At 51.3% G+C, this 26,157-nt stretch carries 22 protein-coding genes; 18 read left to right on the top strand and 4 right to left on the bottom strand.

Annotation, left to right across the window (positions count from 1 at the left end; translation table 11 throughout):
• Positions 1–355 precede the first annotated feature (355 nt).
• On the bottom strand, positions 356–664 hold the full coding sequence (locus L1N85_RS10970; protein ID WP_235237689.1) for a hypothetical protein: 309 nt from the start codon (positions 662–664) through the stop codon (positions 356–358).
• Positions 665–862: 198 nt separating this feature from the next.
• Here L1N85_RS10970 and L1N85_RS10975 point away from each other — a divergent pair, with 198 nt between their 5' ends.
• The 8 genes from L1N85_RS10975 to L1N85_RS11010 all read left to right on the top strand — a co-directional run bounded on the left by L1N85_RS10975 (position 863) and on the right by L1N85_RS11010 (position 15,015).
• A complete protein-coding gene (locus L1N85_RS10975) occupies positions 863–2,683 on the top strand; it encodes a sensor histidine kinase (RefSeq protein WP_235237691.1) in 1,821 nt (606 codons plus the stop codon).
• A complete protein-coding gene (locus L1N85_RS10980) occupies positions 2,676–4,196 on the top strand; it encodes a response regulator (protein WP_235237694.1) in 1,521 nt (506 codons plus the stop codon). Before L1N85_RS10975 ends, L1N85_RS10980 begins: the two co-directional genes overlap by 8 nt.
• 127 nt (positions 4,197–4,323) lie before the next feature.
• Positions 4,324–5,793 (top strand): ABC transporter substrate-binding protein, encoded by a 1,470-nt coding sequence (locus L1N85_RS10985; protein WP_235237696.1) that lies wholly within the window; start codon positions 4,324–4,326, stop codon positions 5,791–5,793.
• An 80-nt stretch (positions 5,794–5,873) separates the two neighbouring features.
• Positions 5,874–6,812 carry an ABC transporter permease gene (locus tag L1N85_RS10990; RefSeq protein ID WP_235237700.1) on the top strand — a complete coding sequence of 313 codons (939 nt, stop codon included), beginning with the start codon at positions 5,874–5,876 and terminating at the stop codon, positions 6,810–6,812.
• A gap of 50 nt (positions 6,813–6,862) precedes the next feature.
• On the top strand, positions 6,863–7,774 hold the full coding sequence (locus L1N85_RS10995) for a carbohydrate ABC transporter permease (protein ID WP_235237702.1): 912 nt from the start codon (positions 6,863–6,865) through the stop codon (positions 7,772–7,774).
• Between the two features lie 34 nt (positions 7,775–7,808).
• Positions 7,809–9,128: a glycoside hydrolase family 125 protein gene (locus tag L1N85_RS11000; protein ID WP_235237703.1), complete on the top strand. Its 1,320-nt coding sequence runs from the start codon at positions 7,809–7,811 to the stop codon at positions 9,126–9,128.
• Positions 9,125–12,247: a beta-galactosidase gene (locus L1N85_RS11005; RefSeq protein WP_235237707.1), complete on the top strand. Its 3,123-nt coding sequence runs from the start codon at positions 9,125–9,127 to the stop codon at positions 12,245–12,247. Before L1N85_RS11000 ends, L1N85_RS11005 begins: the two co-directional genes overlap by 4 nt.
• A gap of 29 nt (positions 12,248–12,276) precedes the next feature.
• Complete coding sequence (locus L1N85_RS11010; RefSeq protein ID WP_235237710.1) at positions 12,277–15,015, top strand: alpha-mannosidase; 2,739 nt, start codon at positions 12,277–12,279, stop codon at positions 15,013–15,015.
• 353 nt (positions 15,016–15,368) lie between these two features.
• Here the strand turns inward: L1N85_RS11010 and L1N85_RS11015 are convergent, their stop codons facing one another.
• The 3 genes from L1N85_RS11015 to L1N85_RS11025 all read right to left on the bottom strand — a co-directional run bounded on the left by L1N85_RS11015 (position 15,369) and on the right by L1N85_RS11025 (position 16,439).
• Entirely contained in the window at positions 15,369–15,485 is a 117-nt protein-coding gene (locus L1N85_RS11015) for a YjcZ family sporulation protein (RefSeq protein ID WP_235237714.1), read from the bottom strand.
• A 109-nt stretch (positions 15,486–15,594) separates the two neighbouring features.
• Entirely contained in the window at positions 15,595–16,005 is a 411-nt protein-coding gene (locus L1N85_RS11020) for an ImmA/IrrE family metallo-endopeptidase (protein WP_235237716.1), read from the bottom strand.
• Positions 16,006–16,013: 8 nt separating this feature from the next.
• A complete protein-coding gene (locus L1N85_RS11025) occupies positions 16,014–16,439 on the bottom strand; it encodes a helix-turn-helix domain-containing protein (RefSeq protein ID WP_235237718.1) in 426 nt (141 codons plus the stop codon).
• Positions 16,440–16,636: 197 nt separating this feature from the next.
• On the opposite strand from L1N85_RS11025, the gene L1N85_RS11030 reads away from it, so the two are divergent.
• From L1N85_RS11030 to L1N85_RS11075, 10 genes are all read left to right on the top strand, one after another.
• Positions 16,637–17,077 (top strand): phage holin family protein, encoded by a 441-nt coding sequence (locus L1N85_RS11030; RefSeq protein WP_235237721.1) that lies wholly within the window; start codon positions 16,637–16,639, stop codon positions 17,075–17,077.
• Between the two features lie 105 nt (positions 17,078–17,182).
• Positions 17,183–17,347, top strand: coding sequence for a hypothetical protein (locus L1N85_RS11035; RefSeq protein ID WP_235237723.1), 165 nt, complete (start codon positions 17,183–17,185; stop codon positions 17,345–17,347).
• Positions 17,348–17,712: 365 nt separating this feature from the next.
• Entirely contained in the window at positions 17,713–18,786 is a 1,074-nt protein-coding gene (locus L1N85_RS11040; protein WP_235237725.1) for an ATP-binding cassette domain-containing protein, read from the top strand.
• Positions 18,783–20,516, top strand: coding sequence for a putative 2-aminoethylphosphonate ABC transporter permease subunit (locus tag L1N85_RS11045; protein WP_235237727.1), 1,734 nt, complete (start codon positions 18,783–18,785; stop codon positions 20,514–20,516). Before L1N85_RS11040 ends, L1N85_RS11045 begins: the two co-directional genes overlap by 4 nt.
• A 62-nt stretch (positions 20,517–20,578) precedes the next feature.
• A complete protein-coding gene (gene phnX / locus L1N85_RS11050) occupies positions 20,579–21,379 on the top strand; it encodes a phosphonoacetaldehyde hydrolase (RefSeq protein WP_268818239.1) in 801 nt (266 codons plus the stop codon).
• A complete protein-coding gene (phnW, locus tag L1N85_RS11055; protein ID WP_235237729.1) occupies positions 21,376–22,503 on the top strand; it encodes a 2-aminoethylphosphonate--pyruvate transaminase in 1,128 nt (375 codons plus the stop codon). Before phnX ends, phnW begins: the two co-directional genes overlap by 4 nt.
• A 21-nt stretch (positions 22,504–22,524) precedes the next feature.
• Entirely contained in the window at positions 22,525–23,712 is a 1,188-nt protein-coding gene (locus L1N85_RS11060; RefSeq protein ID WP_235237731.1) for a saccharopine dehydrogenase family protein, read from the top strand.
• A 57-nt stretch (positions 23,713–23,769) separates the two neighbouring features.
• Positions 23,770–24,555: a DeoR/GlpR family DNA-binding transcription regulator gene (locus L1N85_RS11065; RefSeq protein ID WP_235237734.1), complete on the top strand. Its 786-nt coding sequence runs from the start codon at positions 23,770–23,772 to the stop codon at positions 24,553–24,555.
• Positions 24,556–24,760: 205 nt separating this feature from the next.
• Complete coding sequence (locus tag L1N85_RS11070; RefSeq protein WP_235237743.1) at positions 24,761–25,861, top strand: putative 2-aminoethylphosphonate ABC transporter substrate-binding protein; 1,101 nt, start codon at positions 24,761–24,763, stop codon at positions 25,859–25,861.
• Positions 25,862–25,983: 122 nt separating this feature from the next.
• Complete coding sequence (locus L1N85_RS11075) at positions 25,984–26,145, top strand: hypothetical protein (protein ID WP_235237745.1); 162 nt, start codon at positions 25,984–25,986, stop codon at positions 26,143–26,145.
• Positions 26,146–26,157 lie beyond the last annotated feature (12 nt).

The raw sequence follows: 26,157 nt of genomic DNA on the forward strand, positions 1-26,157 counted from the left end.
ACTGCGTAAACTAGGGAACCGCCGTATACCGAACGGTACGTACGGTGGTGTGGGAGGTCGGCTACTCAAATAATGAGTAGCCTCCTACCCGATTGCGTTAATGGTGTGTGAAGTGTTGAACTGGGAGGCGGTAGTAAAACAAAAATTATATCTAATATAATCAAATGTTTCTCATAAGTTCGCCGAACTTCTGGGAAGACTCTTTCTTCATGTTTTTTGTAACGTGAAGATACACACGCTTTGTGATCTCATCTTCCATTCACACACTGACCACGAACATATCGCAACAATTTGCCTTACTGATTTCCCCGCATAGGGTATCATAAAAGAATGTCGTTGGGGATAGTTCCTCCAATTATTTGCTTTTCTTCTGCTGAGTCACGGAGAGAGCCTGCTTTAGCTCCGCGTTCTTGCTAACCAACAGCTTAGATAAATCAACTTGTTTTTTGTTGATTTCCGTTAATTCTTCGTTTAATTTATTTATCCGGGTCAATTTACTGCTTAAATCACTCGGCAGCGTACTTTTTTTGCTGTCTTTTTGTAACTGCTTCACTTTAGCCTGGGCTTTATCTTTTTTTTGTTTCTCATCCAAGCTTTGTTTTTCAATCGCAGCTATTTCTCTTTTTAACCGGCTTATTCTCGATTGGGTAAAGCTAATTGACATTCGGACACCTCTTAATCATATAGTGGGCATCGTTCCATTTTACTACAAAGCAAACGTTTAAGCGAGAAGGAGAAAGGCTGTCTGCCCTCAGAGGAACCGTATGCCGCTTGTTCCTTCAATCCTGCTGGAGTATGATTAGATGTTGTAGAAACATACGGTGTTAGCCTGTTTAATGGGGCGTGACGCAGAAAGGAGCGAATGTTGAAGATTAGCAGCTTGTACGACAATTACATCAAGAACAATCTGTTTATGAAAATGATCCTGTTGTTCGTCGTGATAACGACGGTGACGATCGTGACGTTTTCCTACTTCATGTTCGATTTCATGTCGCAGTCGATTGTCCGCAATGAGCTTGAGAATCAGAAAAAAGCGATGGACCGAATCAATAGCTATATGACTCGAAAATACGAGTCGGTTCAGACGATGATGCTGGACGTATACCGGAATGAGCCGCTCTCGCTTCAGCTGTCCTATTTTTTGCAAAATCCGTTCGATGAGTATATGAAATATATGCTGGATCAAAATATCGCGGAAGCGAATATCGATATGCCCAAAGGGCTCGATTATTTTGAAAATAAGCTTGAGAACGATCCGGATATCGAAAATTTGCTGTTGTACAGTTCAGATAAGCAGTTTTTGTATGTGTATAAGCAGCAGCAGGTGACGAGATTGATCTCGGCTAATGCTTCACGTTCCTTCATTCCCGATGCGATGGCGCTTGAGAACAATTTGGTTTCGGTGCCGAGCATATGGGTACGGAACGCGATCAACCAGCAGGATCCGAAGCTGTATGCCATACGCGTTCCAATCAACGATAAGAATACACTGAAAAATATCGGACAGCTGCTCGTGTATTACAATTCGTCTCGGATCGAGCAGGAGCTGGCCAGCTACGGTGAGCAGTTGAAGGGCTATATTCTAGTGCTGGGGCCCGAAGGGGAAGTGTTGTTCGATTCATCGAACAATTATTACGGTGCCCTCTATCCCTATACGGATCAAATCGAAACGTTACACGGGACAGCAATGTTGGAAAAGGAGTCCTACGTGACGACGCTGACGCAAAATCAAGCGGGTTATCTGATCGTCGGGATTGCTCCTAAGGATGAAGTGGCCGCCGCTTACCGGGGCTTGAAACAAACGATTATGCTCATTAGCGCGATATGCATCATCGTGGTGCTGCTTGTGCCGACTCTCGTCGTCGTCAACTTCGCGAAACGAACGAATAAAATTATCCGTTTCATGCGCAAGGTCGAAACCGGCGATTTGTCCGCCCGCATTCAGGACGAGAAGGAGGACGAGCTCGGACAAATTTCCAGAAGCTTCAACGATATGCTTGATGAGCTGACGCGGCATATCGACCGCGTTTACAAAGCGGAAATCAAACAAAAGCATACCGAGCTGGCCGCGCTTCAGGCAAGGGTGAATCCGCATTTTCTCTATAACACGCTGGAAGTGATTCGCATGCGGGCCGTTTCGCAAGGGGCAAAGGATGTCGGCGAAATGATCTACAGCTTGTCTGTGCTGTTCAAAAGCTTCGTGCAGCCGAAGGGGGTCAATACGCTGAAGGACGAACTCGAAACATCCCGTCTTTATTTGGAGCTGTTTCGTATCCGTTATAAGGATAAATTATCTTATGCCATTGAATCAGACGAACAATTATCAGACAAAATGATAATGAAAATGGCGCTGCAGCCGATTATTGAAAATTATGTTGTGCACGGTCTCGAACCGCGCAGGGCGGATAACCGAATTACGATCAGCGTCTTGCAGGAGGAGGGGCGGATCCGCGTACAGGTCGCCGACAATGGAACCGGTATTGACGAGGAAAAGCTGGAATCGATCCGTCAGTCTCTCGATTCGCCCGAAGAAAGCGGTGAATCCTTCGGCCTTAGAAGCGTACATGAGAGGCTGAAGCTGCTTTACGGAAGCGGATACGGACTTGAAATAGAGAGTGAAAAGGGCATTGGGACTATCGTGACGATAGCCGTTCCCGACTCGGGGGAGGCAGAGGGTGTATAGAGTATTCATCGTCGATGACGAGCCGTTCATTATTGAAGGCCTATATGACATAATCGATTGGTCGGAATTCGGGCTTGAAATTGCAGGCAGCGCGGAAAATGGCCAGGATGCGCTCGCCTTGCTCATGGATTTGCCCGTCGACATCCTGCTCACGGACATATCCATGCCCATCATGGACGGATTATCGCTCATCCGCGAAGCGCGAAGGTTCCGGCCGGATTTGAAGGTTATTATATTGAGCGGATATAACGATTTTCAATATATTAAGGAAGGACTCAAGCTTGGCGTAGAAAATTACCTGCTGAAGCCCATTAATATCGATGAGCTGCAGGAAACGCTCGCGAACACCATTGACAAGCTGAACGCGACGCGGGCTGACCGGCTGTTCAGCGATTATGATATTCGCATTTTAAGGGATAATATTCTGTATCGCTGGTTAACGGGACGCATCGCCCCGAACGAGCTGAACGAACGGACAGACATGCTGCAAATCCGCCTTGACCGTCCCTACTTAGTTACGGCGGTGCTTCGTACGGAGGATCAATTCGAGCCATCGTATGACGCTGCACAGCGGCTTGCCGTTCAGGATTCCTCGATGCTGCCTTTTGTCGATATCGACGGCGATTTGGTTATCGTCTTCATGTTCGAGGATCCGGTCGCGGGCAAGCAGGAGGCGATCGATAAGCTTCTCGGCATGCAGAAGCGGCTTTCGTCAGGCCAATCGCGCATCTCGCTCGGCAGCGTGGAGGCGATGGGCGAAGGAGCGCCGCGCAGCTATGCGAATGCGAAGAAAGCGCAGGAATACTTCCTGCTGTTCGACGAGCCGACGATATTGGATTACGGACTGCTGCCGGAGACAGGCGGCACGGCCCATGCGCTGACGGACCCGCTCGACTGGCCTTCCTATGCCAAGCTCATCAAAGCGAAGGATATCGATGGCCTTCATCAGGCAATCGCCGCAGAATTCGAGCAATACCAGACGCTCGCGGGAGCTACGCCGGCGTTTATTCAAAGCATGGCCATCGAGATGCTGATCCGCTTCAAGATGGAGCTGAAAGAAATCAAGCAGGCCGACCAGCCGGAGCTGTACAAGCCGGGTTTCGTAAAGGTGATGCAGGCTGAGACTATCGATGAGCTGGCGGCTATCGTGAAAGAGGCGGCCTCGTTAACTGTCGATTCGCTCATGCGGGACGTGAAGAGCCCTATTATTCAACTGCTGCTCAATTATGTGCATGAGCATTACGCGCAGGCATTATCGCTCAAATCGCTCGGCCAGCAGTATAATATTCATCCGGTCTATTTGGGCCACCTGTTTCAGAAGGAAACGAACGAATCGTTCACCGAGTACCTCAATAAATACCGGATCGGCAAGGCGAAGGAGATGCTGAAGGAGACGCATCTGAAGGTGCAGGAAATCGCGACTCAGGTCGGCTATTGGGAAACAGGATATTTTTACAAACAATTCAAAAAATATGTAGGGATATCTCCTACGGATTATAAAGGACTACTCTGATCAGGCGCAGGGTAGTCTGTTTTCTTTAATTTGTACATCATTCCTTTAGTTTGTTGCCTATTTGAAAAGCGTTACATCCGTTAAAGTCAGAGTATGAAATGCAATAACGTCAAGGGGAGGATATAAAATGAAAAACAAGAAAATAAAATTTATGCCGGCGCTCGCGCTGCTGCTTATCGTTTCGATCATGCTAAGCGCATGCGGCGGAGGCAAGAGCGATAACGCGGAAGGCACGGCGGAGAAACCTGTTGAGCTGATCTGGTACACGATCGGCACGCCGCAAAAAGACGTGGACAAGGTTATGGCGGAGGTCAGCAAATATACAGCCGAAAAAATCGGCGTGACGATTAAGATGAACATGATCGATTGGGGCGACTACTCGCAGAAGCTGCAGGTCATGACCGCTTCGGGTGAAGCGGTGGACATTATGTTTACGGCATCATGGGCATTCGACTACGTTCAAAACGCAAGAAAGGGCGCATTCATGCAAATTGACGATCTGCTTGCCGAATACGGCAAAGGCATCGTCGATACGCTTGATCCCGCCTTCCTTGAAGGCTCCAAGATAGATGGCCGCAATTACGGCATTCCAGCCAATAAAGAGCTTCCGGCTCAAGAGGTATGGCGATTCAATAAGCAGCTTGTTGACAAGTACAAGCTGGACATTTCGAACGTTTATACGCTGGAAAGCCTGGAGCCTCTGCTGAAAACGATTAAGGAAAACGAGCCGGACGTCTACCCGCTCGCGGTTGATAAAAACCAGATGCCTTACGTTCCTTACGATTACGTGATCGAGAAGCTTCCGATGGGGGTATCGCTCGATACGACGGACTATAAAATCGTAAACGTCCTGGATTCTCCGGAAATGAAACAAATGCTGAACACGATGCACAAATACTACAAAGTGGGCTACATTCCGACGGAAGCGGCTACGATGGACTCGTTGACGGACGTGCAATCGACCGGCAAATGGTTCGCTGACCGGGCGACATCCCAGCCGTTCGCAGACAACCTATGGTCAGCCAGCTACGGTTATCCGGTCGTATCGACGCCGGCAAGCGAGGCGCTTATTTACAACTGGTCGGTTATGGGCTCGATGCAGGCTATTTCGGCTAACTCGAAATATCCGGAGAAGGCGATGGAATTTCTTAACCTGCTTAACACCGACCCTGTACTGCGCAACATGATCGATTCGGGTATCGAGGACGTTCATTACAAGAAAGTAAGCGACACCGTGATGGAAAACCTCGATGAGTCGAAAAACTACGATATGCCGACCTTCTCGCTCGGCAACCTGATGCTTACGTACTTGAACCCGACCGACCCTGATAACAAGTGGGAAGAGTTCAAAAAATTCAACGATGCGGGTACAACTGCTCCTCTGCTTGGCTTCAATTTCGATACGTCGAAAGTAACGACGGAGATTGCGGCCGTACAGAACGTGAGAGAAGAATATTGGGCGCCTCTCATGAGCGGAACGGTCGATCCTGAAGTATATCTGCCGCGTGCGAACGAGAAGTTCAAGGCTGCCGGTCTCGATAAAATTATGGAAGAAGCGCAGCTCCAGCTTGACGAGTGGAGAGCCGCGAACAAGTAAGGAAGCGGGAGGTATGAGGCGAATGCACATCATTCGATTCATACCTTCTCTCATTAATTGACTGCATAAGAGGTGATAACGTGGGAGCCTTAGGGCGTTTTTTCAAGGATATTGGCAAAAATAAAGCGATGCTGGCAATGGTGCTTCCGGCCACGCTATGGTTCATTTTCTTCTCTTACCTGCCGATGGCCGGCATGGTTGTCGCGTTCAAGGAATACCGCTACAGCCGTGACGGTTTTCTGGCCAGCATTATCGAGAGCAAATGGGTCGGATTGCAAAATTTCAAATTTCTGTTCAGCACAAACGACGCTTATATCATTACCCGAAATACAGTCCTTTATAATATATTTTTCATCGTGCTGGGCCTTGTCATCGCCGTTGCGATGGCGATTATGCTCGCTGAAATTGCGAATAAAAGATTGGCTAAGGTTTATCAAACGGGCATGTTCCTGCCGTATTTCTTGTCTTGGGTCATCGTCGGCTACTTTGTGTACAGCTTCCTGAGCATGGATAAAGGCGTCGTGAACCAAATCTTCGGCTGGTTCGGCATCGATCCGCTCAATTGGTATTCGAATCCGACCTATTGGCCGATCATTATCGTCGTCGTTTTTCTGTGGAAGTCTGTCGGCTATAACAGCGTTATTTATTTGGCGGCTATCATGGGCATCGATAAATCGCTTTATGAGGCGGCGATGATCGACGGCGCAAACAAATGGCAGCAGATCCGCAACATAACGATCCCGATGCTGACGCCGCTTATTACGATTTTGACATTGCTTGCGATTGGGAAAATATTTTACGCGGACTTCGGCCTGTTCTATCAGGTGCCGCGCGATTCCGGAACGCTGTACAGCGTAACGAATGTAATCGACACTTACGTGTACCGCGGACTGAAATCGACTGGGGAAATCGGCATGAGCACGGCGGCAGGCTTGTATCAGTCGCTGATCGGCTTCATTCTTGTTATTACATCGAACGGCATCGTTCGCAAATTCAATAAAGATAATGCTTTGTTCTAGGTTCTAAGGCAGTTTAATGAAACAAGCAACACGATGGGAGGGAAACGGCTGTGTCCGTTGGAACGACGAAAGGCCGCGATTTTCATAGGCTGACGCCGGCATGGAATATCGCATTTCACTCGGTGGCCTTCATTTTCGCTTTTTTATGCGTATTTCCTTTTTTATTCGTAACGATTATTTCGTTTACGGACGAGACGACGCTTGCCCGCAACGGCTATCAGCTATTTCCGGAGAAGTGGAGTTTTGAGGCTTACAGTTATTTATTCAAAGCAGGCGATCAATTGCTCCGCTCTTACGGGGTAACGATTGCCGTTACGATTATTGGTACGATCATCGGTGTCGCATGTACGGCGCTCTTCGCTTATGCTATTTCGCGTCACAGCTTTAAATATCGCAATTTTTTTGCTTTCTTCGCCTTCTTCACCATGCTGTTCAACGGCGGTCTCGTACCGAGCTATATCGTCGTCACTCAGCTGCTCGGGCTTAAGGATTCCATCTGGGCGCTTATTTTGCCGCTTGCGGTGAACGCCTTCTACATCATGATCCTGCGCACGTTCTTCTCGACGATGGTGCCTGACGCGATCATCGAATCGGGCAAAATAGACGGTGCAGGCGAGTTCGGCATCTTCTTTAAGCTTGTATTGCCGCTGTCGCTGCCGGGTCTCGCTACGATCGGTCTGTTCAGCACGCTCGGCTATTGGAATGATTGGTTTAACGCTTTACTCTACATTAACGATCCGAATTTGGTGCCGCTGCAGTCGATGCTGATGCGGATCGAGAACAGCATGCAGTTCATTATGCAGAACTCGCAGTCAATCAGCGCGGGCGTGCTGCAGTCGATGCCGCAGGATACGTCGCGCATGGCGATGGTTGTGCTGGCAACCGGCCCGATCGTCTTCGCTTATCCGTTTTTCCAGAGGTATTTCATACAAGGACTTACGGTAGGCGCAGTGAAGGAATAAGATCGAAACTCGACAGATAAAGGAGTTAGACAACATGGAGCAATTCCGCTTACCGAAAATTCCGCTTCCGGAGCTTAAGCTGCCGGAGGCGATTCAAGACGTATTGCAAGAAGCGGAGCAGAAGCTGGCGCATCGCCCGAAGCTGCTCCAATTGTTCAAGAACTGTTTCCCGAATACGCTCGAAACGACGACGAAGCTGATGGATGACGGCACGACCTTCGTCATTACGGGGGACATTCCCGCGATGTGGCTGCGCGATTCGGTGGAGCAGGTCATTCACTACGTGCCCTTTGCCAAGGACGATGCGGATTTGCAGCGCATCATCGGCGGTTTGATCAAGCGGCATATCTCGTCTATTCAGATCGATCCTTATGCGAATGCTTTTAACGAAACGGACAATGACTGGCACTGGAATACGACCGACGAGACGGACATGTCGCCGTGGGTTTGGGAGCGCAAATTCGAGCTTGACTCCATTTGCTTCTCCATGCGTCTGGCTCACGAATACTGGAAGGAAACCGAGAGAACGGATATTTTCGATTCGGGTTTCAAGTCGGCGATGCGCCGCATCGCGGAGCTGTGGAAGACGGAGCAGCGCCATTTCGAGCGCTCGCCGTACCGCTTCACCAGAGATAACGGCATTCCGACCGATTCGCTGCGCAACGATGGTCTGGGCATGCCGGTCAATTACACCGGTATGATCTGGTCTGGCTTCCGTCCGAGCGACGACGCCTGCGATTTCCACTATAATATTCCCGCGAATATGTTCGCGGTCGTCACGCTGCGCCAGATGAGGGAGATTGCGGAGTGGGTATTCCGCGACATGGCCTTCGTGAAGGAGCTGAAGAAGCTGGAGGAGGATGTCGATCACGGCATTCAGCTTTACGGCATTTACCAGCATCCCGAATTCGGGCCGGTCTATGCTTACGAGACGGACGGCTTCGGCAATTATTGCCTGATGGACGATGCGGGCACGCCCGGTCTGATGTCGATTACTTACCTTGGCTACACGGACGCGGATAATCCGATCTATCAGAATACGAGACGGTTTGCTCTGAGCAAGCAAAATCCGTTCTACTACGAAGGCAAGGCAGCCAAGGGGATAGGCAGCCCGCATACGCCGCCTGATTATATCTGGCATATGGCGCTGTCGATGCAGGGGCTAACCGCAACGGATAACGAGGAGAAGCTAGCCATGATCGCGATGCTGGAAGCGACGGATGCGGATACCGGCTACATGCATGAAGGGTTCCATGCGGATGATCCGGCCGTGTTCACGCGCAAATGGTTCGCATGGTCAAACAGTCTGTTCTCGCAGCTTGTCTATAAGGCGATGAAGGATGGCCTTCTATGAGCCTCAAAACGGTCATCCTCTATGATCAATCGTTTCCGATAGCAAGTCGTTTGCCAGCCGATGCGGAAAGCAGTTTGCAACTGGCCGGAACCGTCGTACGAGCGGATGAGCTGGCGGAAGCGCTGAGCGATACGAACTGCGGGGTATTCATTAATCTGCATGCCCCTTATTTCCCAAAGCAGGCGTGGAGCGAAATTTCGGCGTATTTGAAACGCGGCGGCGGATTGATCAGCATTGGGGGCGCGCCGTTCAAGCGTCCGGTCGTCGCTTCCGAAGCGGAAGGCTGGCAAGCGGAGGCTGAGCAAACGGCCTATCACCGCGAGCTTCATATCCATGAGACGCTGCCGGTTGACGCGTCGCCGGTTGACAAGCTTTCGGCGCTCGCCGAGCTTCCTCTGCTGCAGGGCAAGGAAGCGTTATTCGAGGTGTCGGATACGTGGAATTTAGTGCCGCATGTGACGAAAAGCAGCGATTTGCCTCATCAGATGGGCTCTGCCGGTCCGATGGACGCACATTTGTACCCGCTGCTGAAAGGCATCTCGGCTGAAGGGCGTGAGGTAGCCGCCCCCGTCGTGCTTTGGGAAAATACGAAGGGCATGTTCGCGGGAGCCCGCTGGCTGTTCGTGAACATGCCGCTGCTAGACGGTTTCTGGACGAATGGCGGCGCGGAGGAACTGGCCCGATGGGCTTCCTATTGCGCGGCGGGCGTTACGGAGCTGTGGCTAAAGCCCAATTATGCCTCCTACGAGCCGGGCGAGCGGGCGATGCTGACGCTGCAGGCTCAGCATCTTGGGAGGCTTGGCGGCGCAGCCGACTGGAGCTTCTCGATCACGGTGAAGCATGAGAGCGAGCCCGGGCAGAGCTGGACGGTCAGCATGAAGCAGGAGGCGGATAACGAGCTTCGCCTTGCACGGCTTCACGTTCCGCTTGAGCTGAAGCCCGGATACTATCTGATGGAATGCCGGGCGGAAGCGTCCACTGGCGAAGTGCGTTTGCTTCGTCAAGGTTTCTGGGGCTTCGACCGCAGGCTGCTCGCCGAAGGCAGTCCGGTTACGTGCGGACGCGACTATTTCGAGAAGGACGGGCAGCCGATGCCGGTAGTAGGCATGACGTATATGACCTCGGACGTCGCCCGCAAGTTTTTGTTTCTGCCGAATGCGTCCGTATGGGACAAGGATATGGCGCAGATGCGCAAAGCCGGCATTAACTGGATCAGAACGGGGATATGGACGGCTTACCGGAACGTGATGCAGGTCGACGGCCATGCCTCGGAGGAAGCGCTCCGTTCGATCGATGCTTTCCTGCTTACGGCGAAGCGGCATGACCTGCAGGTAACCTTCACTTTCTTCTCCTTTACGCCGGAGCCATGGGAAGGACGTAATCCTTATCTCGATCCGCGCAGCGTAGAGGCGCAGAAACGATTCGTCAGAGCCATTGTCTCGCGTCATAAGGAAACATCGAACGTGGACTGGGATTTGATCAACGAGCCTTCAATGTTCGACCCGCCCCGCATATTTTCGGACGGACCGAGATCATGCCGCGATCCTTTTGAGCAGGCCGCGTATGCAGATTGGCTGAAGAAGCGCCATGGCTCGATAGAACGTTTGCAGGAGCTTTGGAACATGTCGCCGGAGCAGCTGCCGGAATTTGAAGCGGCGCTGCCGCCGGAGCCGGAGGAAATCAACTTTGACGTGCAGGACATGCACCAGGGCAAGAAAGGAACGCGCTGGCTTGACTACGCGCTCTTCTCCATGGAGATGCATAACCGTTGGGCAAGGCAGATCTATGATGCCATTAAGGACGAATGCCCGGGCCATATGGTAACGGTCGGACAGGACGAGGCGCTTGGCGCGCAAAGGCCTTCGCCGTTCTTCTATGCGGAGGCGGCCGACTACACGACCGTGCATTCCTGGTGGCTCAATGACCACCTTGTATGGGACGGCATCTTTGCCAAGACGGCAGACAAGCCGTGCCTTGTGCAGGAGACGGGCATCATGTATGTGGAAACGCCGGACGGCCGGGCGAAGCGTTCGGAAGCGGAGCTCCGCAATATGCTGGAGCGGAAATACGCCTATGCGTTCGCGACTGGCGGCGCCGGCGCGATTCAGTGGATCTGGAACACGAATTACTATATGGACAATGCGAACGAATCGCATATCGGCGCTTTGCGGGCGGACGGAACGGAGAAGCCGGAGGCGGATATCTCGTACGATTTCGGGCAGTTTATGTCAGAGATACGCGATTTGTTTGTTGATAGGAAACTGGAGGACGCGGCGGTTGTATTCCCATATTCCAATGATTTCTCCAATCGCAAGCTGGCGTTCGATGCTACCACGCGGGCAACGAGGGTGCTTGCCTACGAGTTGAACACGGCGTTCAGAGGAGTCGGGGAGTATCAGTTGGATGAGCTGGAGGCGAACCCGCCGAACCTTGTCATCCTGCCGAGCGCCCATAATATAGACGACCTTGCTCTTGATCGGCTGCTTGACTTCGTAAGCCGGACAGGCGCGACGCTGCTTATGACCGGACCGGCGGGTCTGGATGCTTACTGGAGACCGACCGACAGACTTACGAATCTGCTGGGCACGCGGCAGCTTGGCAATGTCCGCCGCGAGGAGCGGCTCCGCCTTGGCGGCCGCGTCATGCCGGTATCTTACGGAAACCGCCGAATCGCGGAGGTTTCGAAGGAAGTGACTGAGGCAGCCTTTAGCGGTGCAATTGAGGCAGATACGATTAAGGAAGTTGCTTACGGCAAGGGGCGGCTGATCTGGTGCCCGCTGCCGATCGAGCTTAACGACCGCATCGAGCCGATTGCAGCATTGTATGAATACGCGCTGGCTGCGGCAGGCTGCGGCCGGGAGTTGGATTGGATCAAAGGCGGCGAATTATCCGGGATATATGGCCGCAAGCTTACGTTCCGTGACGGAGCTTTGTTCGTCTTCGTGTCGGAATCCGGCTTTGACGAAGCGATCGAGGTGAAGGACCCTGTAACGGGTGCGGTGTATTCTTTTGCGCTGGAGAGTGACCGCTCGGTACTCTTCGGGTGTGACGCGAACGGCGGGCTTCGCTCCGTATATCGTCCGAGTCAAGTAGAGGTGACGGTAACTCCCGCGGGTTAACGACGAATATTTGGAAGAGGTGCTCAGTTATGACCGATAAACGAACGGCCCATATTATTTCGCATACACACTGGGACCGCGAATGGTATTTGCCCTATGAGAAGCATCATGTCCTGCTAGTGAAGCTTATGGATACGCTGCTGCATACACTCGATACCGATCCGGCGTTCAAAAGCTTTTATTTGGACGGACAGACCATTATCATTGAGGATTACTTGCAGGTACGTCCTGAGAACAGGGAGCGCCTCGAGCGTTATATCCGCGAAGGACGGATCCCGATCGGTCCATGGTACATTTTGCAGGATGCATTCCTGACCAGCAGCGAAGCGAATTTGCGCAATTTGCAAATCGGCCATCAGGACGCATCGCGTTACGGCACGATCGCGAAGGTAGGCTATTTCCCCGACACGTTCGGCAACATTGGCCAAGCGCCGCAAATATTGCGGCAGGCCGGCATTGATAATGCGATATTCGGAAGAGGCGTGAAGCCGACCGGCTTTAATAATACCGTGGCGGATTCGGAATACGAATCATCATTCTCCGAGCTGATTTGGGAAGGTCCGGACGGCTCGCGGGTGCTTGGAATTTTGTTCGCGAACTGGTATTGCAACGGCATGGAAGTGCCTGTAGACGAGGCGGAAGCTAAAGCTTATTGGGAACGAAAGCTGGAAGAGGCGCAGAAATATGCCGCAACCGGCCAGCTGCTGTTCATGAACGGCTGCGACCATCAGCCGATCCAGCAGGATTTGTCGGCCGCGTTAGACACGGCAAGACGCTTGTTCCCGGATACGGAATTCGTGCATTCGAACTTCGAGGACTATTTGGCTTCGGTGAAAGAGTCGTTGACCCGCGAGCTGTCTGTCGTCAAGGGAGAGCTTAGGAGTCAACAGACGGACGGCTGGTCGACGCTTGTGAACACCGCTTCCGCCCGCGTTTATTTGAAGCAAATGAACCAGCTCGGCCAAGCGATGCTGGAGAAGGTGGCCGAACCGCTGGCCGCGCTGGCGCAAACGGTCGGTCACGAGTATCCTCATCATTTGTTTACGTATGCGTGGAAGACGTTAATGCAGAATCATCCGCATGACAGCATTTGCGGCTGCAGCGTTGACGAGGTGCACCGCGAGATGGTGACCCGCTTTGACAAGAGCCGCCATGTCGCTGAAGCGATCATCGACGATGCCAAGCAAGCCATTGCTGATGCGGTAGATACATCCGCATTCGCCGCTTATGGCGAGGATGCGCTGCCGTTCGTCGTATATAATACGACAGGCTGGGAGCGCAGCGGAACGGTCTCGGTCGAGCTTGACGTCGAGCGGATTTACTACCGCGAGGGCGTGCAGCTTACCGAAATGAATCGGCGGATGAAAGCCGTGGATGTGAGCGGCAGAACGCTCATTGACCATAAAGGCGCTGCCGTTGCTTACTCCGTCGAGGATTTGGGACTGCAGTTCGGCTATGACCTGCCGGATGATAAGTTCCGCCAGCCGTACATGTGCCGCAGGGTGAGGCTGACGTTCGCGGCGGAGAAGGTGGCGGCGCTGGGGCATACCGTTTACGCATGGGTTCACGGCAGCGCGAAGGCGAGCGGAGGTCCCGCCGCTATGCTCGTGGCAGAGGATCGCATGCTGGAGAATGAATGGCTCCGCATAGCTATTGCCGAAGACGGATCTTTCAGCGTTACGGATAAGCAGAGCGGCCAAGCCTATAGCGATCTCGGCGTATATGAGAATACGGGCGATATCGGCAATGAATATATGTACAAGCAGCCGAATGGGGAACAAGCCCTCACGACGAAGGGGCTGCAGGCGAGGATACAGCTTCTCGAGCATACGCCTTACCGCGCGGCGATTGAAATTGTGCACGAGTGGGCGGTGCCGGCATCTGCGGACGAGGCGTTCGAGACCGAAAAGCAGGAAGCCGTCTACTTCCCAGACCGGAAGGCGCAGCGCTCGCAAGACACCGTACTGCTTACGATCAGAACCGTCGTGGCTTTGAGCAGCAGCGGCAAAGGAGTTGAATGGGAGACGTCGTTCAACAACCAAGCGAAGGATCATCGCGTACGCGCGTTGTTCCCGACCGACGTGGCAGCATCCGTTCATCGCGCGGATTCGATCTTCGAGGTGGCCGTGCGCGACAACGAGCCGGCAGCCGAGTGGATGAATCCCAGCAATGCTCAGCATCAGCAGACTTTTGTTGATGTTAGCGGCGAGCATGGAGGCTTGACGGTTGCCAATCTCGGTCTGCATGAATATGAGGTGCTGCGCGACGGCCGCAACACGATTGCGGTAACGCTGCTTCGCTCCGTATCGGAGCTGGGCGATTGGGGCGTTTTCCCTACGCCGGAGGCGCAATGCCTCGGCGGGCAGCGCTTCCGCTTGCGTATTATTCCGCACAGCGGCGACGGCGTTCAATCCGGCGCCTACGCGGACGCCTACCAGTTCCAGGTGCCGTGGACGGTATGTCAGACAGGCGTTCACGCGGGCAGGCTCGTCCCGTCGGGCGCAATAATCGCATGGGAGGGCGCGAGTCTAGCTTTCTCGTCGATGAAGGTGAACGAGAATTCCGGCGATTTGATGCTGCGCTGGTTCAATATGCAGGCGCAAGATGCGACATTGAAGCTAAATGCTCCAGATGGCCGCTCCATAGGGCAAATGTATAAAAGCAATGTGCTGGAGCTTCCAGGCGAAAGCATAGCCTTGCTTGATCAGTCGGTCGTTACTCTTCCGGTGGGGCCGTGTGAAATCGTGACCATAGGTATTAAGCGTTGACAAAACACGAAGAAGCCCTCCTTCAATCGGAATTGGGGCGAGTGTGCGTTCGGTGACGGGAACAGACATTAGAATCTCTACCTGATCCTATTCCTTTGCATAACTTATACAGTTCGACCCATTTTATAATCGCTAGATTGGAACGAGTTGGCCGACTATTTTGTCTCAGAAATGCTCTATTAAAGCATTGCAATTTTTAGTTCAACCTGTATAGTTCAGAGGCTCCATCAATCAAATCTTATATATAGAAAGATGCGGAAAAGCCAGAAAGACCCTGAAAAGGGTCTTTTTGGCTTGTTAACTGGAGTTATAGTAGTACACCTTGCATAACAAGGTTACGACTTAGAGGTTTATTAGCCTCTGCCATAGCCGCCGAAGCCCAAGCAGCTACAAGCGATAATCACCAATAGAATGAAGAGCACAAGAATCGTGCCAGTGTTCGTGAAAGCACCACCTACATAACCGGACATTGTTGAAGGCACCTCCTTCGTGTTGAGTACACTATAAGTTATGCAGGGTCGTTACAATTTGATTGGGTGTTTGTCTTGGAGATTGTTTATCCCTGTCGTTAGCCCAGATTCAAAAATAAAACTTCTGCATCTCCTTAGGAACGCCATTACGCATCAGCAGCTCCTCAAGCGTTTCAGAGCGGGCAGGCGAATCGCCGGCCGTGAGCAGCCGAACGGCGAATTTACTCGCTTGCCGCTCGTATTTCCCCACATTGAAATAGGATTGCTCATCCAGCCAAAAGCGGTTGAAGCCCGGGTGAAGCCGGTCATGGCCCAGCTCATGGGCGCATACGAACCGGCGCCAATCATCGGGGAGCTTCTCGTGGATGACGATGAACCGCCGGCGAAGCTTCTTGAAATAAAGGCCGCGCGTTCCTTCGCCTAAATCTGCAATCCGTATATGAATGCCAAGACCTTCGGCAATGGTAAAGGGATCGTTGGTCTTGAATTTGCGGATGAGCTTCAGAATTAGTTTATCCATAGCAACACCTATCCTTTGGGATCATCGGGAGCATCGTTTTGCGGATCTGCTTTTTTCTTGTGCTTATTCATTTGCTTCGCTTCCCAGAAGAGCCCGGTAAGAACGTCCATGACGCGTATGCGGTCAGCAGGGCTCATCGGCACGCCGTCGAACATAATTTCCCCGTCTTCCTCGAGCAGCTTTTTGAAGTCGCGTTTATCCTTATGCGTTGCCCAGTCGGGTATAGTTGCTGTGGAAAGGTCGCGGCCAAGCAAGTAATCGGTGGTCGTATTTAAAATATCGGCCATCTTTTGCAAATCCTCGCTCGTTGGCGTTACCCGGTCATTCTCAATGTGGCCTAAATTGGATCGCCCCATGTCCAGCTGCGAAGCAATGTCCAGCTGCGTTAAACCGCGTTCGATCCTCAAATGCTTGATTCTTGTTCCCAATGACATTTTTAATACCCTCCAATAATAAAATGAAGTATTTAAAATACTTGACGGTATTATAAATACCGAATACAATGAAGTTCACCAGACGAATACATAAAGCGATCTGTGAAACACGCTAAAAGGATATTTTCGCTACTTCACAGCTAGTATATTTACTAATTAGGGTAATGTCAATACCATCTAGGGGGAGGATGAGGAGGATGAAGGCTCCAGAGATTTATGCTTATCTATTATACGGAATGGAGGCGTTATACGGAGAGGGAAGGCTGCTGTTAATCACGATATTAATTGCCGCTATTGCATTGGATTGGATTACGGGAATCGCGGCAGCGCATTTAGGGGGCAGACAAGCTTTAGAATATGGGAAACTCGGCGTGCTTCGGACGTTGTTTATTTTGTTGCTTCCTATGTTTTCGAAATTATTAGATACGATGCTGAGTATGCCGGGTTTGTTTTTCTACGCCGTCACGATCGGACTTATTTATCGCGTCTGGCAATCGATAACGGCAAATGCCTATCATGCCGGCTGGGATAGGTGGATCCCCAGATTGGTCATTCAACATATCGAGGCCGAACTGAAAGCGAAAGCAGAGCAAGTCTTTATAAAGGATAACTGCAAGAAGGAGGAGGATTTGTATTAGCTGCAGCTGTAACCTTAGGCATTTGCTCATTTCATGCGAATGCCCATACACTTTTCGCCCTGAAACATAGGATACTGTGTACCTTAACGCAAAGGAGATGAACAAATGAGCTATGGAGTAGCAGGTGTTGGTGCAGGAAACAATGCTCCTTACCCGGTTGCAGGAGTTGGACATTGCGTACCAAAAGTTGGCGGTGCATTCACGAATGTGGGCTGCATTCTTGTCCTTTTTATTCTACTGGTCATTATCTCGCGTGCTTGCTTGTACTAGTTTTACCAAGGCTTTATTGTAAATCGGCATAAAAAAGCTTCCACTACCTGCGTGTATAATAAAATCCCCAAGAGCCTGAGCCTTGGGGATTTTATGTGTGTTTCGATCATGATGCGAGAATAAGGGCTAGAGGGGGAGTATCGCGTTCATAGGTTTGGAATCAGTCCTTTATTTGTGTTGTTGTGGAAAACAAGAAACGGAATCCCGGCTCCAGGCTCTGCATAATCACGTCCTTACATACAAACGCAACTTAAAACAATAACAAAACAATTAAACACACAATCTTTACTTGTATTTGACGCTCTTTTAACAAAACTATTTTAAGATACAAAGGTGTTAAACCGAGGATAGCAAGGAGAATGAGAATGAATAATGAAGGATTGGCGATTAACGGCATTCGCAAAGCATTCGGCGGTTTTCAGGCGCTCCAAGATGTCAGTGTTCATATTCCAAAAGGAAAGTTTACGTGTCTGCTCGGTCCTAGCGGCTGCGGGAAGACGACATTGCTTCGCATAATAGCAGGTCTGGAACAGACAGACTCAGGCACGGTCATGCTTGATGGACGAAATATTACGATGCAGCCTTCGGCAAAACGGAATTTCGGCATTGTGTTTCAATCGTATGCATTGTTTCCGAATTTGACCGTAAGCGAGAACGTTGGTTATGGCTTGAAGGGGAAGCAGCCGAAGCGGCAAATCGAGGAACGCGTGCAGGAAATGCTCGAGCTCGTCGGCTTGGCAGCCGTGCGCGACAGGTATCCTGCCCAGCTCTCCGGCGGACAGCAGCAGCGCGTTGCGCTCGCCAGAGCCATTGCGCTGTCGCCAGACATTCTGCTGCTCGATGAACCCTTGTCCGCTCTCGATGCCAAGGTGCGCGTGATGCTGCGCGAGCAGCTATGCGAGCTCCAGGAACGGCTAGGCATTACAACGGTTATGGTTACGCATGATCAGGAGGAGGCCTTGACGATGGCGGATCAAATCGTCGTTATGGATCATGGCCGTATCGTGCAAATCGGTACTCCCCAAGATGTATACGACAAGCCGAATACACCGTTCGTTGCGGATTTTATCGGCGCTATCAACTTCTTGCCGGCCGGAACGATGAAGTGGATGGAAGCAAGCCCGAATGATGTGCTTGCCATTCGTCCCGAGCATATCCAGATCTATGAGAAGCAAGGCATGCCGGGGGAGCTAAATAACGGAGGAATCAGCGGTTTCGTGCAGCATGTCGAATTTAGGGGCGCTTTCTACCGCGTAAGCTTGCTGCTAGCCAATGAATTCGGCAGCAACACGGACATTAACGTAACGGTGGACCTTTCCGCGCAAATGGCTAACCGGTTCAACTGGTCGCGAAATTCACTCCTTCATCTGCATTTGCCTGAAGAGCGTATGCTGCATTACCCCTCGCAAGCTCCGGGGGCGCAGAGGAGTACAGGATGACAGTGAAAGCTAACCATGTCACAGCCTTGCAAACGAGGATGAGCAGGAAAAAGTCGGGAGAAGGCGGCTGGTTGTTAAAGCTGATGCTGATCGCTCTTCTGCTTGCGTTAGTATCAGCCATTGTGCTTCCGCTTTTATCCATGTTCAAGCAAGCATTTGTTGATTCAAGCGGCAATCCAGCAGGTCTGGCCAATTTTGCGAAATACTTTCAATCCCAATCGCTGCTCCAATCGCTGTTAAATACGATAACCGTATCGACGACTGCTACGGCAATTGCCGTACCGCTGGCTTTCGGACTAGCTTACGTGCTGACGCGAACGGATATTAAAGGGAAATCATTGTTCAAAGCGCTGGCTATGCTGCCTTTGTTCGCGCCGACTATGATGCACGGCATTGCGCTTACGTATTTATTCGGGCATCAGGGCTTGATATCGACCGGCCTGTTCGGCCTATTGCCTTTCGAATGGCGAATTCCGCTATACGGGTCGACGGGCATCATCATTTCGGAGGTCATTTATACGTTTCCGCAGGCGTTCCTTATTTTGTGCGCAGGCCTTGCCGTCAGCGATTACCGCTTGTATGAGGCAGCCGAGTCAATGGGAGCAAGCGGATGGCGAAAGTTGCGGACGGTAACGCTTCCGTCGGTCAAATATGCGCTGCTTAGTGCTGTTGTCATTTGTTTTACGCTAAGCTTTACTGACTTTGGAGCTCCTAAGGTCGTCGGCGGTCAATACAACGTGCTTGCTACCGATATTTTCAAACAGGTTGTCGGTCAGCAAAATATGCCAATGGGAGCCGTCGTTGGTATCGTGCTGACGATTCCGGCTATAATTGCCTTCGTTGTTGATCGTATGGTGACACGAAAGCAGCAAGCCTATGTGACATCGAAATCGGTTCCCTATTCCGTCAAGCGAAACCGTACGCGCAATGCTCTCGCTTATGCATACGCGATTATGCTGTCGGCAATGGTCCTGCTCTTGATGGGAGCCGTCGTTCTCGCTTCGGTCGTGAAGAAATGGCCGTACGACATGTCGTTTACTTGGAGCAACTTCGATTTCTCCAAAGCGGCAGCAGGCGGCTTCGATCCGTTCTGGAACAGCGTGGAGATGGCGGCGTGGACAGCTGTAATCGGGACGGTTATTACCTTCCTCTTCGCTTATTTAATTGAGAATGCGCGCGTATACAAACCGATTAGACAAATGGCCTATTTTCTATCTATATTGCCGTTGGCACTGCCCGGTCTCGTAATCGGGCTATCGTATATTTATTTTTTCAACCATCCTGCAAATCCGCTCCATTTCGTGTACGGGACGATGATTATACTAGTTTTGGCTAATATCATTCATTTCTATTCCGTTCCGTTCATGACGGCGACAGCGACTTTGAAAATGATGGACAAGGAGTTCGACAGCGTCTCCGAATCGATGAATGTTTCGAAGCTCCGGACTTTTACGCGCATTACGGTTCCGTTGTCTTTGCCGGCTATATTGGAGATGGCCGTCTATTATTTCGTGAATGCAATGGTTACGGTATCGGCGCTGATCTTCCTGTATGCTTCGGATTTAAGGCTCGCATCGGTATCAATCGTCAGCATGGACGATGCGGGAGATACGGCTGCCGCCGCGGCGATGTCAGTACTCGTCGTTCTGCTGAATATTGTTGTCCGTATCCTGTATGAAGCGGGAACCGCGCGGCTGCGCCGAAGGATGTCGGCTTGGCAGAAGCGGTAAGAAAAGAAATGGATGCGCCGCATAAGTCGAGAAAATAACAAACAACACAATGGAGGCCAAGAATGATGATTAAAACAGTAATTTTGGATTGGGCAGGCACGGTAGTGGACTATGGAAGCTTCGCGCCCGTTGAAGCGTTTCGCAGATTATTTGAGGAAAGAGGCATTGAGGCGTCTTCGAAAGCCATCCGCAAGCCGATGGGCCGCATGAAAAAGGATCATTTGCGGGACATTTGCTCCGATCCAGACGTATCGGCGGCTTGGCAAGCTAAATATGGCAGCGCTCCGAGCGAATGCGATATTGACGATATGTACGAGGCGTTCGAGCCGATGCTGTTTTCCATTCTTCATCAATTCGCTGCACCGGTGCCAGGCGCGCTTAAGCTGATTGCAAGCTTGCGGGGGCAAGGGATTACGATCGGAACGACGACGGGGTATACCCGTCCGATGATGGATATTATTGCGCCGGAGGCAGCTAAGCATGGTTATTCACCGGATAGCACGGTGACGCCTGATGAGGCAGCCGAAGGCCGTCCGCATCCTTGGATGATCTTCCGCAACGCGGAGCGGCTTGGCACTTATCCGATGAGCGCGATCGTCAAATGCGGTGACACAGAGGCCGATATGCGGGAGGGACGGAATGCGGGCGTATGGTCAGTAGGCGTTATCTTTGGCGGAAACGAGATCGGATTAACGCAAGCGGAGACGGCTGCGTTGACGCCTGCAGAGAAGGAAAGGCTGTTTGTCGAAGTATCGGAGCGGCTGATGCAAGCGGGAGCTCATTATATTATTCGTGAAATCGGCGAACTGGACGGAATTATTAGTCATATCAATGAACGCATGAAGGAGGGAGAACAGCCATGACAGCATACGAAACAGCATCAACGTCAAATCCTTATTTACTGCTTACACCAGGGCCCTTGACGACGACCCGGACCGTGAAGGAAGCGATGCTGAAAGACTGGTGCACCTGGGACGAGGAGTATAACCGTTTGGTAGCTTCCATTCGGGAAAGGCTTGTTCAATTGGCGGTGAAGACGGAGACGGAGCTTTACACAGCGGTGCTGATGCAAGGAAGCGGGACATTCAGCGTGGAAGCGGCAATTGGCACTGCGCTGCCGCGCGAAGGCGGCAGGCTGGCTATTGCGGTTAACGGCGCTTATGGAGAGAGAATCGTTCAGATTGCCGAGGTGCTGGGCATTCCGACTACGGTTGTACGCTTTGATGAGCGCAGCGCGATCGATCCGGCCGTATTCGAGCAGGCACTGCGGCATGATCCGTCCATTACGCATGCGGCGGTCGTGCATTGCGAAACGACGACAGGCGTTCTTAACCCGCTTGCGGAAATAGCAGAAGCAGTTAAACGCCGGGGAGTTACGTTCATTGTGGATGCGATGAGCAGCTTCGGCGGCGTAGCTCTCGATATGAAGGAGCTAGGCATCGATTATTTGGTCAGCAGCAGTAATAAATGCGTGCAAGGCGTACCGGGCTTCGGCTTCGTTATCACGCGCCGCGAAGCAATTGCCGCCTGCAAAGGCCATGCGCGTTCGTTATCGCTGGATTTGTACGACCAGTGGGACATGATGGAGCGATCTAACAGCAAATGGCGTTACACGTCCCCGACGCATGTCGTGCGTGCATTCGATCAGGCGCTGCGGGAGCTGGAGCTTGAAGGTGGAATCGCAGCCAGGCAAAACCGCTATAGCAGCAACCAGCGCGTATTGACGGAAGGCATGGAAGATGCCGGCTTCTCCGTGCTGCTGCCCCGCGAGTGGCAATCGCCGATCATAACCGCATTTCGTTATCCGGATGCCGAATTTTCGTTCGAACAATTTTATGCTCGCCTGAAAAAAGAGGGCTTCGTATTGTATCCAGGCAAGCTGACCTCGGAGCCTACTTTCCGAATCGGCAGCATTGGCGATGTCCATCCGTCCGATATGGAAAGATTAGTTGCGGTGATCAAAAGCAATCAATTGACATTTTATTAAGCATAAAGGGGATCGGGAGCGATGAAGGTATTCTGTTTGGGCGGCGCGGGACGAATTTGCAGGGAGGCGGTGCTGGATCTGGTTCAGCATTCCGCATTCGAATTGATCACAATAGGCGATTTCAACTTGGAGGCGGCTGAGGCTGTCGCGGCCAGTCTCGATGACAAACGGGTTCGCGCGGTACGGGTCAACGTGCTTGACCATGCGGCGACCGTGGAACAACTTAAAGGTTACGATATTGTAATGGACGGAACGACGATTACGTTAAACGGACTTTCTACCGCTTGCATTGCGGAAGCAGGCTGTCACGGCATTAATTTAAACGGCTTTGGCGAAGAGGATGCCAGTCATGAAATATTCGCCCGTCACGGAAAAATTTGCTTGCCCGGTTTCGGGATGACGCCCGGCGTTACGCAAATGATGGCGATGCATGCGGCTAATCAGTTGAAGGAGGTACATGAGGTTCGTGTCAGCCACGGCTCTTACCGCCCGATCGCCTTTTCCAAGTCGATTGCGGAAACGACCGTATACGAATATGATCCCGAACTGCCTGGCAGAGTGGTGTTTGAGAACGGGCAATTCATTCAAGTAGAGCCGTTTGCGCGTCCGCGTGAAATCGAGCTGCCCGAGCCGTACGGCACCTCCGTGCAATATATAATTCCGCACGCGGAGACGCGTACGCTGGCCAAGGCTCTCGAGGGCAAGGGCGTCCGCTTGGTTGAAGTAAGAGGAACGTGGCCGCAGCCCAATATGAGGCTTGTCCGTGCGTTGTACGAATACGGGTTCATGCGCAACGATAAAATTACAATCGGCGATCAGAAAATCGGCATCATGGATGCCATTGGGCAATATTTGTTCGAATCAAAGGAAGGACATCATACCGAGCTATACGGCTATTCCCTGCATATTGAAGTAACCGGAATATCCGCCCAGACCGGAGAAGCGGTAAGGCATACGCTCATTCATACGCATCCGGCATCTGACGGGTCGGTTGAAGACTGGGAGGGCTTGCGTGCATACACTCGCAATGTCGGCATTCCGCTTGCCATTGCGACGGAGCTTATTGCCAGCGGACAAACGCTTTGCAAGGATCGTCCGGGCATCGTCACGCCTGAAGACGCTTTTGAGCCTGCCGTCATTTTCGAACAACTTAAGAAGCGCGGTATTCTCATTCACGAAAAGATTGAGAGTTTGGCAGAAGTGCGCTAGAATACGTTTAACATTATAATGAAGGCTTGTTAAGCTGAAGATGAAGGGGATATCGCGATGTCGCTCGCCGGAGAAGAACGGAAGCAGATCATCATTAATATGCTGCAATTGAAAGGAAAGGTTCGTACGCCTGAGCTCGTACAAGCGCTTGACGTTTCGTCGGAGACGATCCGCCGTTACTTGGAGGAGCTTGAGAATGAACTCAAGCTGAAGCGGGTTTATGGCGGCGCCGTGAAAATTAATGTAGAGCGGGAAGAGCCTGCTTACGTTCGGCGCGAGGTGCTGCAGGCGGAGGAAAAACGGCGAATCGGACGTGCTGCCGCTTCCTTGATTCAGGATAAGGACGTTGTCGTCATCGACGACGGAACGACGACGCTGCAAATGATAGATTCACTAGTGCTTAAGAAGCAGCTTACGGTGCTGGTTACATCCGTATATACGCTGAATCTGCTGATCGGGTATAAAAACCGGAACATATTTGACGGGGAAATCGTCCTGATCGGAGGACGAATAAATACAAAGCATTACCGTACTTCCGGAACGCTTGCGATGGAGTTTATGTCTAACTTCAACGTAGACAAGGCTTTTGTAGTCGCAGACGGCCTGCAGATCGACAGCGGCGTGACGAGCTATGAGGATGAGCGCGGCGTGCTTGCAAGAACCTTCATGAAGCAGGCGAAGCAGACGATCGTTTTGGCCGACTATACAAAGATTGGCACAAGCCATTACTATAAAATTGCCGATTTTAAAGAGATTGATATGGTCATAAGCGACGTCGCGCCTCCGAACGCCTGGCAAGCCAAGCTCGATGATCGGGATGTGCACTGGATTGTAGCGGAATAACGGCTATCCTATATAGAACCTTTAAGTCTATCGACGATTAGGGTTCTTTTTTTTATGCGCAGGATCTATGAAAAAGTAGAAAAGTCCACACAAAAACAATTAAACATAAAACAAAACAATTTATTTACTTGTAATTAACAGTGCGTTAAACAAACAAGCATATAGTAGAGCTAGTGAAGAACATCATCGAAAGGGAGAATCAAAAATGAAAAGAAACTGGTTTCTATTAATGAGTATGCTTATTATCCTTACTGTGTTGTCTGCATGCGGCAGCAACGGGAGCGCTAATACCGAAGCTGATAATCCTTCCGGCAATACGGCTGCGGCAGGAGCGGGGCTTGATACGGAAAGCAAGGAGCTTACCGTCTATACGGCACTTGAGGATGACCAAATTAAGGAGTACTTGAAATCGTTCAATGAAAAATATCCGGATATAAAGCTGAATATCGTTCGCGATTCGACTGGTATTATTACGGCTAAGCTGCTTGCCGAGAAGGATAACCCGCAAGCCGACGTCGTTTGGGGCGTTGCCGCGACAAGCTTGCTCGTTCTTGATCAGAACGGCATGCTGGAGCCGTATTCACCTGTAGGGATCGATCGCATTCAAGATGATTTCAAGGATAGCTCTAGCCCGGCGCACTGGGTAGGTATCGATGCATGGGAAACGGCGATTACCGCCAATACGGTAGAGCTGGAGAAAAAAGGGCTTGCCGTTCCGCAATCGTATGAGGATTTAATAAAACCGGAATATAAGGGTCTGATCACGATGCCTAATCCGGCTTCGTCGGGAACGGGCTTTCTGACGGTATCCGGCCTGCAGCAGCTGCTGGGCGCAGATCAAGCTTGGGAGTATTTGGACAAGCTTCACGAGAACATCGGTATTTACACGCATTCCGGTTCCAAACCGGCGAAGATGGCGGGTACCGGCGAGTATCCGATCGGAATTTCTTTCGGCTACCGCGGCATTAAAGAGAAAAACGACGGTTCCCCCGTTGAAGTCGTCTTTCCTGCAGAAGGTTCAGGCTGGGATGTAGAAGCCAATGCATTGATGAAAAAAGCAACGATTAAAAAAGCAGCAAAGGATTTCCTCGACTGGGCCATTACGGACGAAGCCATGGCTGAATACAGCAAAAACTATCCAATCGTAGCGGTGAAGGGCGATTCGGGCGTCATTCCGGACGGCTACACGAAAAATCCGGTGGAGCAATTGATCGAGTACGACCTGCAGGAAGCTGCGAAGGATCGCGATAACGTGCTTAACGAGTGGAGCGCGCGATACGACAGCAAGAGCGAGCCGAAATCTTAATGCAATGCTAATGAGTACCGGGCGATGATGAAAATGAGCAGGAGCACATTTTGCCGAATTGCCTATACATTTTTATCTCTGAATCATAGGATACTGTACCTTAACAAAAAGGAGATGAACAAATGAGCTATGGAGTAGCAGGTGCCGGCGCAGGACACTGCTGTCATTATCCGGTTGCAGGAGCTGGACATTGCGGACCTGGAGTTGGCGGAGCATTCACAAGCGTAGGCGGTATTCTTGTCCTTTTCATTCTGCTTGTCATCATATCCCGTGCATGCTGGTAATCGTCAACGGAG

The organism is Paenibacillus alkaliterrae, assembly GCF_021532375.1.
GTDB lineage: Bacteria > Bacillota > Bacilli > Paenibacillales > Paenibacillaceae > Pristimantibacillus > Pristimantibacillus alkaliterrae.

Bases quoted from the DNA above. Each gene is read 5' to 3' on its own strand.
- L1N85_RS11040 (WP_235237725.1), top strand. From the start codon at position 17,713: ATGAATAATGAAGGATTGGCGATTAACGGCATTCGCAAAGCATTCGGC.
- L1N85_RS11030 (WP_235237721.1), top strand. From the start codon at position 16,637: ATGAAGGCTCCAGAGATTTATGCTTATCTATTATACGGAATGGAGGCG.
- L1N85_RS11015 (WP_235237714.1), bottom strand. From the start codon at position 15,485: ATGTCCGGTTATGTAGGTGGTGCTTTCACGAACACTGGCACGATTCTT.
- L1N85_RS11005 (WP_235237707.1), top strand. From the start codon at position 9,125: ATGAGCCTCAAAACGGTCATCCTCTATGATCAATCGTTTCCGATAGCA.
- L1N85_RS11010 (WP_235237710.1), top strand. From the start codon at position 12,277: ATGACCGATAAACGAACGGCCCATATTATTTCGCATACACACTGGGAC.
- L1N85_RS11045 (WP_235237727.1), top strand. From the start codon at position 18,783: ATGACAGTGAAAGCTAACCATGTCACAGCCTTGCAAACGAGGATGAGC.
- L1N85_RS11060 (WP_235237731.1), top strand. From the start codon at position 22,525: ATGAAGGTATTCTGTTTGGGCGGCGCGGGACGAATTTGCAGGGAGGCG.
- L1N85_RS10975 (WP_235237691.1), top strand. From the start codon at position 863: ATGTTGAAGATTAGCAGCTTGTACGACAATTACATCAAGAACAATCTG.
- L1N85_RS11025 (WP_235237718.1), bottom strand. From the start codon at position 16,439: ATGTCATTGGGAACAAGAATCAAGCATTTGAGGATCGAACGCGGTTTA.
- L1N85_RS11020 (WP_235237716.1), bottom strand. From the start codon at position 16,005: ATGGATAAACTAATTCTGAAGCTCATCCGCAAATTCAAGACCAACGAT.
- L1N85_RS11000 (WP_235237703.1), top strand. From the start codon at position 7,809: ATGGAGCAATTCCGCTTACCGAAAATTCCGCTTCCGGAGCTTAAGCTG.
- L1N85_RS10985 (WP_235237696.1), top strand. From the start codon at position 4,324: ATGAAAAACAAGAAAATAAAATTTATGCCGGCGCTCGCGCTGCTGCTT.
- phnX (WP_268818239.1), top strand. From the start codon at position 20,579: ATGATGATTAAAACAGTAATTTTGGATTGGGCAGGCACGGTAGTGGAC.
- L1N85_RS11070 (WP_235237743.1), top strand. From the start codon at position 24,761: ATGAAAAGAAACTGGTTTCTATTAATGAGTATGCTTATTATCCTTACT.
- L1N85_RS11065 (WP_235237734.1), top strand. From the start codon at position 23,770: ATGTCGCTCGCCGGAGAAGAACGGAAGCAGATCATCATTAATATGCTG.
- L1N85_RS11035 (WP_235237723.1), top strand. From the start codon at position 17,183: ATGAGCTATGGAGTAGCAGGTGTTGGTGCAGGAAACAATGCTCCTTAC.
- L1N85_RS11075 (WP_235237745.1), top strand. From the start codon at position 25,984: ATGAGCTATGGAGTAGCAGGTGCCGGCGCAGGACACTGCTGTCATTAT.
- phnW (WP_235237729.1), top strand. From the start codon at position 21,376: ATGACAGCATACGAAACAGCATCAACGTCAAATCCTTATTTACTGCTT.
- L1N85_RS10970 (WP_235237689.1), bottom strand. From the start codon at position 664: ATGTCAATTAGCTTTACCCAATCGAGAATAAGCCGGTTAAAAAGAGAA.